Origin of the sequence: Oceanobacillus alkalisoli (genome assembly GCF_022213125.1) — a bacterium.
GTDB lineage: Bacteria > Bacillota > Bacilli > Bacillales > Amphibacillaceae > Oceanobacillus > Oceanobacillus alkalisoli.
Genome location: NZ_JAKNRA010000009.1, coordinates 24,859 through 38,160 on the forward strand (window position 1 = coordinate 24,859; position 13,302 = coordinate 38,160).

At 39.9% G+C, this 13,302-nt stretch carries 14 protein-coding genes, 2 pseudogenes and 1 other annotated feature; all 16 genes and pseudogenes read right to left on the reverse strand.

Annotated features, from left to right (window positions below; all coding sequences use genetic code 11):
• Positions 1–11: 11 nt before the first annotated feature.
• The 16 genes and pseudogenes from obgE to L3V42_RS11860 all read right to left on the reverse strand — a co-directional run bounded on the left by obgE (position 12) and on the right by L3V42_RS11860 (position 13,286).
• A complete protein-coding gene (gene obgE / locus L3V42_RS11785) occupies positions 12–1,292 on the reverse strand; it encodes a GTPase ObgE (protein WP_235761011.1) in 1,281 nt (426 codons plus the stop codon).
• A gap of 11 nt (positions 1,293–1,303) precedes the next feature.
• Positions 1,304–1,816, reverse strand: coding sequence for a Spo0B domain-containing protein (locus tag L3V42_RS11790; protein ID WP_235761012.1), 513 nt, complete (start codon positions 1,814–1,816; stop codon positions 1,304–1,306).
• A gap of 108 nt (positions 1,817–1,924) precedes the next feature.
• On the reverse strand, positions 1,925–2,215 hold the full coding sequence (gene rpmA, locus L3V42_RS11795; RefSeq protein WP_235761013.1) for a 50S ribosomal protein L27: 291 nt from the start codon (positions 2,213–2,215) through the stop codon (positions 1,925–1,927).
• A gap of 13 nt (positions 2,216–2,228) precedes the next feature.
• Positions 2,229–2,558 (reverse strand): ribosomal-processing cysteine protease Prp, encoded by a 330-nt coding sequence (locus tag L3V42_RS11800; RefSeq protein WP_235761014.1) that lies wholly within the window; start codon positions 2,556–2,558, stop codon positions 2,229–2,231.
• A 12-nt stretch (positions 2,559–2,570) separates the two neighbouring features.
• On the reverse strand, positions 2,571–2,879 hold the full coding sequence (gene rplU / locus L3V42_RS11805) for a 50S ribosomal protein L21 (protein ID WP_235761015.1): 309 nt from the start codon (positions 2,877–2,879) through the stop codon (positions 2,571–2,573).
• A gap of 14 nt (positions 2,880–2,893) precedes the next feature.
• Positions 2,894–2,970 (reverse strand) — a sequence feature (ribosomal protein L21 leader region).
• 60 nt (positions 2,971–3,030) lie between these two features.
• Positions 3,031–3,882, reverse strand: a complete 852-nt coding sequence (locus tag L3V42_RS11810; RefSeq protein ID WP_235761016.1) for a M50 family metallopeptidase — start codon at positions 3,880–3,882, stop codon at positions 3,031–3,033.
• Entirely contained in the window at positions 3,869–4,630 is a 762-nt protein-coding gene (locus L3V42_RS11815) for a M23 family metallopeptidase (protein WP_235761094.1), read from the reverse strand. The genes L3V42_RS11810 and L3V42_RS11815 overlap by 14 nt, the downstream gene beginning before the upstream one ends.
• Before the next feature lie 319 nt (positions 4,631–4,949).
• On the reverse strand, positions 4,950–5,750 hold the full coding sequence (gene minD, locus L3V42_RS11820) for a septum site-determining protein MinD (protein ID WP_235761017.1): 801 nt from the start codon (positions 5,748–5,750) through the stop codon (positions 4,950–4,952).
• Positions 5,743–6,429: a septum site-determining protein MinC gene (minC, locus tag L3V42_RS11825; RefSeq protein ID WP_235761018.1), complete on the reverse strand. Its 687-nt coding sequence runs from the start codon at positions 6,427–6,429 to the stop codon at positions 5,743–5,745. Before minC ends, minD begins: the two co-directional genes overlap by 8 nt.
• A gap of 41 nt (positions 6,430–6,470) precedes the next feature.
• Positions 6,471–7,004 carry a rod shape-determining protein MreD gene (gene mreD, locus L3V42_RS11830; protein ID WP_235761019.1) on the reverse strand — a complete coding sequence of 178 codons (534 nt, stop codon included), beginning with the start codon at positions 7,002–7,004 and terminating at the stop codon, positions 6,471–6,473.
• Positions 7,001–7,903 (reverse strand): rod shape-determining protein MreC, encoded by a 903-nt coding sequence (mreC, locus tag L3V42_RS11835; protein WP_235761020.1) that lies wholly within the window; start codon positions 7,901–7,903, stop codon positions 7,001–7,003. Before mreC ends, mreD begins: the two co-directional genes overlap by 4 nt.
• A 12-nt stretch (positions 7,904–7,915) precedes the next feature.
• Complete coding sequence (locus L3V42_RS11840; RefSeq protein WP_235761021.1) at positions 7,916–8,953, reverse strand: rod shape-determining protein; 1,038 nt, start codon at positions 8,951–8,953, stop codon at positions 7,916–7,918.
• Positions 8,954–9,155: 202 nt separating this feature from the next.
• Positions 9,156–9,296, reverse strand: a pseudogene (locus tag L3V42_RS11845) (JAB domain-containing protein); the annotation flags it as partial.
• Between the two features lie 79 nt (positions 9,297–9,375).
• Positions 9,376–11,255: pseudogene (locus L3V42_RS11850) on the reverse strand (reverse transcriptase/maturase family protein).
• 551 nt (positions 11,256–11,806) lie between these two features.
• On the reverse strand, positions 11,807–12,367 hold the full coding sequence (gene radC / locus L3V42_RS11855) for a RadC family protein (protein ID WP_235761023.1): 561 nt from the start codon (positions 12,365–12,367) through the stop codon (positions 11,807–11,809).
• Between the two features lie 166 nt (positions 12,368–12,533).
• Positions 12,534–13,286 carry an SPOR domain-containing protein gene (locus tag L3V42_RS11860; RefSeq protein ID WP_235761024.1) on the reverse strand — a complete coding sequence of 251 codons (753 nt, stop codon included), beginning with the start codon at positions 13,284–13,286 and terminating at the stop codon, positions 12,534–12,536.
• Between the last annotated feature and the right edge of the window lie 16 nt (positions 13,287–13,302).

A 13,302-nucleotide genomic window follows, 5' to 3' on the forward strand; every position in this document is an offset into this window, starting at 1 on the left:
CCAAAACAAATCTATTCTATAAATTCAAATTCCAAATCAAGTAAGTGAATCGTGTCTCCATCCTTTGCTCCCCGCTCTCTAAGAGCATCATCCACACCCATTCCACGCAGTTGGCGAGCAAAGCGTTGCTGCGACTCTTCGCGGGTGAAATCTGTCATTTTAAATAACCTCTCCAATTTTTCCCCGTGAAGAACGTAAGAACCATCCGGATTACGTGTAATCTGAAAACCATCCTCTTTTTTATGATGGCGATATACAACGGTTTCTTCTCGCTCAGTCATATCAGGTTCTCGCTTCGGAATTGTGTCGAGTTGATCAGCGATCTCAAAAACAAGCTCTTTCAAGCCTTGTTTTGTTATTGCCGATACTTCAAAAATGCGTACATCTCCACTCAGCTTGTCCTCGAAGTTTGCAAGGTTTTCTTGCGCTTCCGGCATTTCCATTTTATTTGCCACGATAACTTGTGGTAGGTTCTTAAGTCGCTCGTTGAAGGATGCAAGTTCTTCATTAATTGTCACATAATCTTCATATGGATCACGTCCATCAATTGCAGCCATGTCAATGACATGGACGATGAGCCGTGTTCGTTCCACATGACGAAGGAATTGAAAACCAAGACCTACTCCTTCACTCGCTCCTTCAATTAACCCTGGCAAATCCGCCATAACAAAACTGCGGCCATCCCCAGTATCGACTACTCCCAGATTCGGAGCTAGGGTCGTAAAATGATAATCAGCAATTTTCGGTTTTGCTGCACTTACAACAGATAATAACGTTGATTTACCTACGCTTGGGAAGCCAACAAGTCCGACATCCGCAATTACTTTTAGTTCAATTCGAATGTTCTTCTCTTCCCCAGGTTCACCATTCTCTGCGATTTCTGGTGCAGGATTTCTTGGACTCGCAAAGCGAACATTTCCTCGTCCACCTCGCCCACCTTTTACAATCACAGCCCGTTGCTTATGTTCAGTTAAATCCGCGATTACTTCTTCTGTTTCTTCATCTATAACAACCGTTCCGGGAGGCACACTTAAGATGAGCGCTTCAGCATTTTTACCATGCATTGATTTACTCATCCCGTTTTCGCCACGCTTTGCTTTAAAATGACGATTGTAACGGAAGTCCATAAGGGTGTTCAAGCCTTCATCGACTTCAAAAATTACGTCTGCTCCGTTACCGCCATCACCGCCAGCTGGGCCTCCCATTGGAACAAATTTTTCCCTGCGGAAAGCTACAAGACCATTTCCACCGTCTCCTGCTTTCACATATACTTTAGCTTGATCAACGAACATACTATCACCTCTTAACTTGCAAACACGTTAAAACTGTATATCAGATTTTCCGGTGTTTGTTTTATGTAAATATCTTCAGAAGGGGAAATTATTTGTTCCTCACTTCTCTCATTTAAATCGACGGAAACATTTATTGTACAATCCGTTTCATTTTCAATAAAATCGACATGTATCGTATAAACATTTACATCATCCGATCTTTGTTGTATATCTTGAATAATTTGATCCAGTTTTTCTTTAATATACAGATCGGCATCTGTTAATTTTATACTCTCTGAGTGAATCGAATAACCAAGTTTAAATTGATTGTACTTCATCCTGAATTTCTTAAACCAGACAACAACATGAGGGATGTTCAGATTCAGTAATTTCCGTTCCTTATGGAAAAATTCGAAGAGCTTAGTCAGATTGTCATCCACTTTTTCCATCTTACCTAATTTAACATACCCCTGAATAATCTGCAGATCGTTCAGTAAATCGTGACGATACGATTGAATGATGTCCACTACCTCTTTTGCTTCCATAAGTGTACCTCCTATTGATATAGAAAGTATAGCAGAAACGAATAAATACTTCATCAAATAGCGAAAAAAACTCCAGCCAAAATTCGGCTGGAGTTCGTTATTTAACTCTTATGCTTCTTGGGCTTCCGGATAAACACTTACTTTTTTACGGTCGCGACCGTAGCGTTCAAACTTAACAACACCATCCACTTTTGCGAATAATGTGTCATCCGAACCAAGCCCTACGTTATCACCTGGGTAAACTTTTGTACCGCGCTGGCGGTAAAGAATGGAGCCACCTGTTACAAATTGGCCATCCGAACTTTTAGCACCTAGACGTTTCGAATGTGAATCACGTCCGTTACGCGTACTACCTGCACCTTTTTTCTGAGCAAAGAATTGCAAATCTAAACGTAGCATGTCGTGCACCTCCTTATGTTTCCTGAATTCGTATAAATTCACCGTATTCCATTTCAATGGATTTTAAGGAAATAAGCATTCCTTCGAGAAGAAGTTGTGCCTTTTCCAATTCGTTTTCAGTATAAAGGGATGGGAATGTGATTTTTAAGTAACCACCTTCTCCTCCCTGCTTAATGTCAATATTCGTATCCGTTAATTCCAGGACTGCGTTTACTGCCCCAATCGACACTCCAGAAACAGCTGCGCAGACAAGATCATAGCCATATGGTCCACTTTCAGCATGTCCAGAAAGTTCGATGGAGTGCAAAACGTTGTTATTGCGTTCAACCGTTATTTGAATCACTTCAGTCGACCTTTAAGCATTGATTTTTTCAATTACTAGTTTCGTATAAGGCTGTCTATGACCTTGTGTACGATGGTAATTCTTTCTACGTTTGTATTTGAATACTCTAATTTTCTTTTGACGGCCTTGTTTCTCAACTTTAGCAGTTACGTTAGCTCCGTCAACATATGGAGCTCCAACTTTTACGTCATCTCCACCAACAAAGAGTACCTTGTCAAATGTTACCGTTTCATTCGCTTCAGCAGAAATTTTTTCAACATAAATTTCTTGGCCTTCTTGAACTTTAACTTGCTTGCCACCTGTTTCGATAATTGCGTACATGAATGCGCACCTCCTTAATTACTAAGACTCGCCATACAGGTACTTTTATTCCTAGAAGTTTAAAACCTGTTCTGCGCGGTTGTAGCACTGGTGCTACGTTGAATAACGTATAAATATTACCATAGTTTAAGCTTCTATGTCAAGCATCCATCTAAAATAAATCATCCATTCGTTTCCCATATTGCTTCTTGTGAAAATAAGCATGTAAACAGTCCGTTTCGTCAATTCGTTTCACGGAACTATCGGTACCACGGAGAATAATCAAATGTCTTCTTTCCCTTTTAAATTGACTGAATACATCCATCAATGTTGAATTACCTGTTAAATATAATGGTTCGATTTTTTTAACGTCTTCATTCCCCCTGTATCTCCGCATTAGAAAGCGCAAAAATACATAAAATCGGCGTTTCCATTCCAGTCTGTTTTCAAGAAACAGAAAAATCATGATTGCGGTATAGGTCAACGTAAACGGATAGAAAAATATATAACCAAACGCAAGACTAGCACACAAACTTAAAGATAATAAAAAAATGCCATCCAATGCTTTTCTAAAAGGGAGGATGACCGATAAGAAGTAGAAAAGAATTTTCCCGCCATCAAGTGGCCAGATTGGCAATAAATTAAATAAAAGAATGACTGTATTATACCATAGCGCTGTTTGAAACAATGATTCTGAAATCGCTCCAACAGAAAGCAATACTTCCAGGGCAGCATAGATTGGGATATGCTGAAGCGGCCCTGCCAATGTAACGATTAATTCCTCCTTCACAGGACGATTACTGTGTTCGTCTGTTTCCATTACTCCGCCAAATACCCAAAGCATTACCCGCTTGATCCGCCACCTGAAAAACTTTGCCGCCAGATAATGTCCCATCTCATGGACAAACACAATCGCAAAAATAATTGTCATTTCCATGAAAGTACCAGTCAATAAAGAGATACCAATAAATAAAATAAGTATGGGGTGAATGTGCAGTGGAGGAAGCAGATTACGGACCATCATCAACCACAATCACCTTGACTGGATCGAGGAATGTATTATCTTTCTCTAAGGAAAAAAATACAGATTCACTGCTTTCTGTTGGCGCAAATGTTCCGATTCGCTCGTTTGCTGTTACGTATTGATACAGATGGACATCAATATTTGTTAAATGACCATATCTGGAATTCGTTCCGTCAGCATGTTGGATAACGATTGTTCTACCTGTGTCTGGATATCTGCCGGCAAATACTACAACCCCTTCATGATGAGCAACGATATCCGTCTCTTTACCTGGGGATATTTTCACACCTGTCCCGTTTGTTTGAAAGGTTTCAATGATGTCCCCGTTTATAGGCATGACTACTTCTTGATGTTCATCAGGCAAATCTGCAGGCTGCGGGGAGAATGCTAATGGGCTGCCGAAAACATCCCTGTACCAGCTATTTACTTTAGCGAATTGAAAGTCTTTACGCAATAACTGATGGACAACTTCCTGCGGCTTTGCCAGTAAGGCATGATTCGTAGTCATTAATAGGGCGACTGAAAAGAATAGGATGCCTGCAAGAATGCCTTTCATCATGAGGCCGGTTACGAAATCTTTGCTCGCTTTCTCTTTAAATACATAGTTATTGATTTCTGGTGGGTATCCGTGCTTTTCTTCTGCTTGGTGGAAGATCCCGCTGTCTTGTTCTATTCCTTTATTTGGTACATTACGTTCCTTTTTACGTTGTTCTATTGCTTTTCTTACTTTTCTAATATCCTTGCTCATTCCATTCACCGTCTTTCCTGCTATTTCCTTACCAATATATGAAAGCTCGTCCGGTGTTATGAATGGATATTTCTGTATAATATAGAGAGAGGAATGAACCACTCTCTACTGGAGGTCCGCAATCCTTATACTCCTGCTCCTGCGGGATAAGAAAAGCATCGATGAGACCCCACAACGGGTTTGCCAGGGTGGAGGCTCTCATCAGGCGCCCGTGGAAAGGGTGTATGGGCGCTGCGGAACTGGAGTAGCGCAAAAATATTATAAAAAAGCCGATACCTGAGTGATATCGGCTTTATGAGTTATTAATAAAAATATAATTTTATGAGCGCATACCGATGAATTTTTTGAAGCGTTGGAAGATGCCTTTTTCTTCTTCTAAAGATTGCAGTGGAACGTTTTCTCCGAGTATTCTTCTTGCGATATTCCGATAAGCAATAGAAGCTTTAGGGTTGGGGTTTAATGCAACAGGCTCCCCGTTATTAGAAGCTTTAATTACTTCTTCATCATCGATTACAATACCAATTAAATCAATTGCCAGTAACTGAACAATCTCATCTACTTCCATGATGTCACCACTTTGCATCATATGGTTTCGGATTCGGTTAATAATGAGGCGCGGTGCTTCTGTCATATCTTCCTGCTCCAAGAGACCAATTATGCGATCGGCGTCACGCACACTTGACTTCTCAGGGTTGGTTACGACAATTGCCCGGTCTGCTCCTGCTATGGCATTTTGGAATCCCTGCTCAATTCCCGCAGGACAATCAATGATGATATAATCATATTCTTGCTTCAGTTCTGCAACGATTTTTTTCATGCCTTCCGTAGTGACTGCAGATTTATCACTGGTTTGTGCAGCTGGGAGAAGAGTCAAAGAGTCGAAGCGCTTATCGCGAATCAATGCTTGATTTAACCGGCAGCGTCCCTCCACAACATCCACAATGTCATAGATAATTCGGTTTTCAAGCCCCATAATTACATCAAGATTTCTTAAGCCTATATCCGTATCAATTAAACAGACTTTTTTCTCCATTAAAGCTAATGCTGTACCTATATTAGCGGTTGTTGTTGTTTTGCCAACGCCACCTTTACCAGAAGTAATTACAATAGCTTCACCCATTTTGCATTCTCCTTTCAAATCCGCTTATTTCATTTCGTTTCCGTGAAAGAAGCTTCAACGAATCAATGATGATTTTATCTTCATTATCATCAATAACGCCACACTCCATATAGACACCATCTGCCACGTAGTCTGGTGCGCGGCTAATATAATCAGCAATCCGCAACTGGGTCGGCTTCATATAAGATGCTGCAATAAACGTATTGCGGTCACCTTTATAACCAGCATGGGCAATTCCGAATAAATTACCTAAAACATAAATGTTACCAGTAGCCATTACCTTGCCACCAGGATTCACATCACCAATAAGCAAGAGATCACCTGTCACTTTTAAAACTTGTCCAGAACGAATAATCCGGTGAGTCCTCTTAATTCCACTTTCTTCCTTCCAACGTAGCGCTTCATCACGATGAACAACATTTGTTTCAATAGCAGTTACTTTGAAATGATTATCCTCTTCAATCATAACTCGTAATCTATCCCGCTTTTCTTCATCTACAAAACGATTGCCAGATTGTACTTTCACAGAAACAAGCGGTTCATTCTTGTTCTGTTGAGTCGATTGTAATTTATCTTTTAATTCGACCAGGGCTTCCTCAAACGGCACTTCATCGTCAATCATTAATGTAAGGCCTTCCCTGTTCCCTTTTATTGTGATTATTGGTTTCTTTTCATGCACAGTTCGTCACCTCTTCCAAAAAAGCCCCGAATATCCTCATCTTAATTTCCACGATCCAACTGTTCCTTACTCCACTGAACAATCCTTTTCTTGAATAAAGGAAATAAAAGCAGTAAAAATAACAGATTAGCAAGTATTGTCGGAAGCATTCTTCTCAGTAAATAATCCGACCAAATCATATCAGTCACACCTATTACGGTATACATCATGTAAATTAAACCATCTGCAACCGCAATTGCTGTGACACCTAAAATAAGCAAAACGTAAAAATTCCGGTGCAATAATTTCTGTAAGCCGTGGATGGCATAAATAGCTATCCCATAAGAAAACATGTAAATACCGAGAATACCTGTATAGACTACATCAATTAATAACCCAAAAATAAAAGCATAAGTAATGGAATAATATGTATCCTCCACATCGTAATAAACAGCAATGTAAACAAGGAATACAAGAACCCAGTGAGCGATGATCAGATTGGTACTCAATACTATTTCATTTGGCAGGAGATTGATTGCTAAGCCTTCAACGATAACAAGAACAAGTAGAATGAGTGGTAAGTAAGCCTTTTTCATTCCTCATTGTCCTCCTCTTCCTCATCAGCCGCCTCGCTGGATTCATCAACCTGGTCAACTGCACGGTCAAGTACGATAACATGATTAATATCATACATATCAGATGCCGGTTCAACAAGAGCAATCTGGGTTAAACCGTATTGATCAGATGTTACTTCTTTAACTGTACCAATCGGAACTCCAGCTGGGAATACGCCTCCCATCCCGGAAGATACGACAAGATCATCTTCTGCAATATCTTTTTCGGATTCCTCAATGATACGGAAGAGTAAAGAATTCGTCTCCTCATCAAACCCTTCGATCATACCGAATATATTACGTCCTTCATCCCGTGAAACCATTGCAGATATCCGATTAAATTGATCAAAGCCAGTTAACAGCTTCACTCGTGCAGTAACATCATTAGCTGATTGAACCTTTCCAATCATTCCGTCTGCCGTCATCACTAACATATTTGCTTGAACACCATGCTTTTCACCTTTATTGATTGTCACTTGTTCGAGCCATCTTTCAGGAGAGCGTGCAATAACAATTGCCTGAATTGCCTCATGGCTGCGAATGGAATCAGATTCCATCAAATCAAGAACATCCCGTAATTCTTCATTTTCTTTATTGACTTCCTGCACTTCATAAATAAGGGAACGATATTGGCTAAGCTGTTCTTTCAATATTTGATTTTCCTCGTATGTGTTGCGGAAGTCTTTGATATTTGTAAATACATCTGTTGTAAAATTGACTGGTGTGTGGACGACATATTGCACCCAGCCAACTGCATCATTTATGAATTCTTCTGCAAAGGTGACATTTATCCGGTCTCTGAAGGTATAACCGACAAGCACGACGAGCAGGATAAATCCAATCAGAAAGATAAAAAGCCGTTTATTTCTAAAAAAGCGCATGAAAACACCTACTTAATTATTTGAAGATAACGTTGATACATTTGAATTTCGGAAATGGTGAATATAATCAATTGATTTCCCTGTTCCTATTGCCACACTTTCAAGTGGCTCTTCCGCAATGAAAACTGGTATTTTCGTTTCATCACTAATGACTTGATCAATATTTTTAAGCATTGCACCACCGCCTGTGAGTACAATACCGCGATCCATAATATCAGCAGCAAGTTCCGGTGGTGTTTTTTCAAGTGTGTTCTTCACCGCTTCAACAATTGCCTCCACTGTTTCATTTAAAGCAGAAGACACCTCTTTTGCGGTTACGGTTATTGTTTTTGGCAGGCCGGTCAGCAAATCTCTTCCTCTAATGTCCAATTCACTATCTTCTGTCACTTCTCCAGCTGTTCCAATATCTAATTTAATTGATTCTGCTGAACGTTCACCGATTAGCAAGCTGTATTCTTTGCGGATATAATTAATGATCGCCTCATCCATATTATCACCGGCAACACGGATTGAACGGCTTGTCACCACTCCGCCAAGGGAGATTACTGCAACCTCTGTCGTCCCTCCGCCGATATCAACAATCATACTGCCTGTAGGCTCCCAGACGGGAAGACCTGCACCGATAGCAGCAGCGAAAGGTTCTGAGATTGCAAATGCCTCGCGGGCTCCAGCTTGTTTCGTTGCATCAATTACCGCTCGTTCTTCCACCATTGTAATTCCAGACGGGACACAAATCATGACATTTGGTTTCTTAGCAAATATGGAACGTCCACGCATTGCCTTCTTAATATAATAATTCATCATTGCTGCTGTTGTATCATAATCCGCAATGACGCCGTCTTTCATCGGACGAATAACCGTTATATTTCCCGGCGTTCTACCAATCATATTTCTCGCATGACTTCCTACCGCTTCAATATTACCAGTTTCCGAATTTTTGGCAACAACAGACGGCTCACGTACGACTACTCCTTTACCTTTAACGAACACCAATGTATTTGCAGTACCTAGGTCGATACCAAAATCTTGAGAAAAGCTAAACTTTGCCAATCCAATCTCCCTCTCCGTTCACGAATTTCTTATATGTAGTTTAACTATATCTATTTCTGAAACCTCATGCAAACATTCATTTTATCCTAATTTTCAAGATTAAGAAGCGCCACTTTCAATTGTTAGCAGAAAAATGGCGCTTGATATAACAATCCCTATAATATTATACGAAATAAATGATAAAATAGATAGTCTAATATTGTTATAGATAACCTTTTTCCTTCAATGAAACAAATTTACGATTTCCAATGATGAGATGATCCAGTACTTCGATTCCCATTATTTTGCCCGCCTCGACTAATCGTCTCGTTACATGGATATCTTCCTGGGATGGCGAAGGATCGTAGGGTAGGAATCAAGCGCCTTATTATGTTTCCATAATAGGTTTCACAATCCCCCCCTCCGAACCGTACGTACACCTTTCAGCGTATACGGCTCTCCAGTTGATTAATCGGAATTTGCTTTTCATGGTGTTTATGGTGACAGTCATAGCATAGGGCTAAGGTTTTTCGGTTTCGTTCAATCATAATACGCTCTAAAAGCTTGAGATTTTTTTCTTCAAGTCTTTTAGTTTCCTTATATGATGGACTTCCATTTGACCTTCAGTCGTTCCACATGCTTCACATTGGTTTGCTAATAAACGTTTTTCAAACTCTGTTCTACCCGAATATTTATATACATTTGAGATAATATCAGATTGTGTTGAGTCTGCTTTTATAGCACCTTTTGTTTTTGGCATATCCTTCATCCTTACAAATTGATGGAGGATTTCATTGCCCTTTTTGTCATAGCGTACAAGACATAGCACACCTTGCTTATGCTTTCTCATACTATTTGCTACTTTTGCCGAGGTGCTGCGTCGTTTATTAGCCATCGTCTTGATAAAACTACTCTCCGCTAGGTAGAATAATCTATCCAAGTGGTGATAGTTATTTGCTAGCTTGTAATAGTTGGCAATGCCACGTAGTTCCGCGTTGTAGGTCATTAAAATCTCTAGTTCAAAGTTATTAATAAGTTTTGTCCTATGCGTTATTTTGAAATCGTCTAAATTTCCATAGTTATTTTTTAATGCGAAATCTTTTATTTTACTTGAAGGGATTTCTAGTTTAATCGCGTCCGATAAGGTCCTTTTCTTCAGTGGCTGTCCGTAATTCTTATATTTCACTCGTTTGACCTTCACTTCTTGCCACGTTCGGAATTCATACCCTAAAAATGGAACTGGATTCTCTAGATGTGTAACAAGTGTCTTTTCTTCGCTTAATTCCAATGCCAATTCATTTTCGAGAAATTTTCCTGCTAACTCTTTAATCTTCCTTGCGTGTTCTTTATTCCCTGCAATTCCAATAACGAAATCATCAGCATAGCGAACGTACTTCATTCTTCGATAATTTTCATCCATTGGGTCTGTTGATGGAACGGTTAAACCTTTCTTTTTTAGGTCGCGTATCAGTTCTATTAGTTCTGATCGTCCCTCCCAATGTTTGTGTCCGTATTTATCGTCTAGTCTGTTTATTTTTCTTTTAGTAGAGTCAATTTTTGATCTAATAGCTCTTGTTTCTTTCCTTCTTACACGGACTTTTCCTTTATCGAATTTCTTGATTTGTTCTTCCACGAACAAGTCAAGCTCATGAAGGTAGATGTTCGCCAGTAATGGAGAGATAATTCCTCCTTGTGGCGTTCCACTATACGTCTTATTAAACTGCCAATTTTCCATTACGCCACATGTTAATGCGTTGTGTATGAGAAGTAGAAACCTTCTATCCTTAATTTTCTTGGAAATTAACTTGATTAGAATTTGATGGTTGATATTATCGAAAAATCCTTTAATATCCCCCTTAATACACCAAGTCAATCCCTTCCAAGTGTTTTTAATTTGTGATAGAGCTGTGTGACAACTTCTTCCTTCTCTAAACCCATGTGAATTGCTTGAAAAGACAGGTTCGTAAATATTGTCTACAATCATTCTCATAACTTCTTGGACAAGTTTATCTCGAAAATTTGGCACCCCTAATGGTCTTTTCTTACCATTGGATTTTGGAATATAGACTCTTCTTACTGGTGAGAAACGAAATGTACCAGCCTTCAATTGCTCGATGATTTCATCAATTTTTTGTAGGCTACATCCATCAATTGTTTCTTCAGTAGTTCCCTTTGTGAGATTTCCTGCGTTCGGATATAACTTGGCGTATGCCTTTATCCATAACTCTTTGTTGTACATTAGACGATAACAATCTGTTACTTTAAGACCATGTAAAGAGACATTCCTTATAACGTCCAACTGTCGAAATGGATTATTTGCCATATTCATGACTCCTTTCATGTTGACGTTAACATCAACCTGTTTTTCTTCCCCATGCTAAACTCATTACAAGCAAACGTTGGGTACTATAAAAACTCCATTATCATATGCAATTTTCATAGACCTTTGTCTAATAGCTACAAGGCACTTGCACTTAGATAATCCCTGCATTATGACATAAATTTAGAAATGTGATGGTTAGGTATCCCTTTCGACGTTTTCTTCTAGTGGAAGATTGAAGGATAAATCTTACTATGGACAGGAAAGCGGCGATTTCCAACAGACGCTCAGGCGATACATCTCCCATTTTATCCTCATTACCTGTTAGCTATCTTAGGTAATGGCGCACCCATCGCTCATTCGTCTAGGATTCAGGCAGTATAGCTTTTACCATACATCACTTGGTCTGAAGAACTGACTCAGGCGTAGATAGCTTGCCTGTCTATTCTCCTTTTCACATCATGCTATGTTCCCTCTATGAGTTTCCTCTCAAGGTAAGATGCTGACCATAGAACGTTGTAAGAAGTTCTAGATTTCCATTGAAATCGCTAAATTTATGCACCTTGCAGGCGCACACCGGATGGATGATTATGGCAAACGATGATCGATGCAGCTGAGCGTTTAACAGCTTCACGATACACCTCGCGAGGATGAACGATCGAAGCATTAAGGCTCCCGACAAAAATCGTTTGCCGGTGAATAACGTGGTTCTTAGTATCCAGGAACAAAACAACGAAATGTTCCTGTTTTAGCAGGCGCATTTCCTCCATAACGTAATTCGCTCCGTCATCAGGTGAGCGGATTACGTATTTATCATCGGGTTTATATTGGCTCATTCTCTTACCAAGTTCAATTGCAGCTAGGATTTGAACCCCTTTTGCATGTCCGATTCCCTTAATCGCTGTCAACTCTTCAAGCGTGGCATCATGCAATAGTTTTAAGCCTTCAAAATGCATAAGCACCCGGTTGGCGAGCATCATGACAGATTCTATTTTCGTACCGCTTCCAAGCAAAATGGCTAAAATCTCCTGATTGGTCAGATGATTTGTTCCAAGCCTGATGGCACGCTCCCTCGGTCTGTCTTCTTTTGGTACATCTTTAATCATGATTTGCATCCCTATAACCTCCTTTCTTGTTCTCACTTTACGAATTATGAAAATAAAACTCAACTTGCTGTTTCTCTGTTTTAAAGGCTCTTTTACCGGGAGAAATCGAAAAACCACCTGGAGATATTCTCCTTATCAGGTGGTTTTCTATGTTCATGTTTCATAAACGGATAAGTTACAAATTATCATAGGCTTGCATAACCTGCAGGAGATAAACTCCAACATCTTCTGTAGGTGCCTCTATGACTTCAACGAGATTTTCTAACCTTTCTCCTTGAGGTGTATGCTCCGAATGGTTCAAGAGTGGAGTGTTTTCTTGCGCAGTTAATGCTTCTTCCCACACTTGGCCAAACTGTTCAATCCATTCAGAAGCTTCTTCGTGAAGTTCTAGCTCCTTCTCCGTTGTTTGCCATTGTTTAACAAATACATCAAATCCCTCACCTTGTAACTCTATTGCGCGCTGTTTAGCCAAGTCTTCTGTCTGGTAGATTCCGATTAATAGAAAATATTGCTCATCTCGTTCCCAAATGAATGCTGGTTCACCTGCTGACGTAAAAGTGTCCCGCCATTCTTCCGCATTCGCCTGCTCCTCAAACAGCCCGGCTTGAAGAACGTATCCAGCTAGTGCTGCCAGTTGTCCTGAATGTACTTGACTGTCCGTTTCTTGAGCCGTAACAGCTGCAGATGGACTTACCTCTTCCTCTGACTGTTCATTTTCAATACCGGTAAATAAATGGATTATAAACATTCCTAATACTGTACCGATTACGCCCGCTGAAAGAATGGTTACAACAACAGGTGCAAGCCAGCTTTTTTTCTTTGCACTTTTTGGACGATAGTGGACAGGGGTTATGTCACTTTTCACTTCCTTTTTCACCGCGCTGCCATCCTCAATAATCCGGTCATCTGTATATTTATTATTCGTCATCTTTTCACTCCCTGCT

Coding starts and splice junctions, on each gene's coding strand:
- rplU (WP_235761015.1), bottom strand. CDS start 2,879: ATGTACGCAATTATCGAAACAGGTGGCAAGCAAGTTAAAGTTCAAGAA.
- mreC (WP_235761020.1), bottom strand. CDS start 7,903: ATGCGCTTTTTTAGAAATAAACGGCTTTTTATCTTTCTGATTGGATTT.
- rpmA (WP_235761013.1), bottom strand. CDS start 2,215: ATGCTACGTTTAGATTTGCAATTCTTTGCTCAGAAAAAAGGTGCAGGT.
- L3V42_RS11815 (WP_235761094.1), bottom strand. CDS start 4,630: ATGAGCAAGGATATTAGAAAAGTAAGAAAAGCAATAGAACAACGTAAA.
- radC (WP_235761023.1), bottom strand. CDS start 12,367: ATGCAAATCATGATTAAAGATGTACCAAAAGAAGACAGACCGAGGGAG.
- mreD (WP_235761019.1), bottom strand. CDS start 7,004: ATGAAAAAGGCTTACTTACCACTCATTCTACTTGTTCTTGTTATCGTT.
- L3V42_RS11790 (WP_235761012.1), bottom strand. CDS start 1,816: ATGGAAGCAAAAGAGGTAGTGGACATCATTCAATCGTATCGTCACGAT.
- minD (WP_235761017.1), bottom strand. CDS start 5,750: ATGGGTGAAGCTATTGTAATTACTTCTGGTAAAGGTGGCGTTGGCAAA.
- obgE (WP_235761011.1), bottom strand. CDS start 1,292: ATGTTCGTTGATCAAGCTAAAGTATATGTGAAAGCAGGAGACGGTGGA.
- L3V42_RS11860 (WP_235761024.1), bottom strand. CDS start 13,286: ATGACGAATAATAAATATACAGATGACCGGATTATTGAGGATGGCAGC.
- L3V42_RS11810 (WP_235761016.1), bottom strand. CDS start 3,882: ATGATGGTCCGTAATCTGCTTCCTCCACTGCACATTCACCCCATACTT.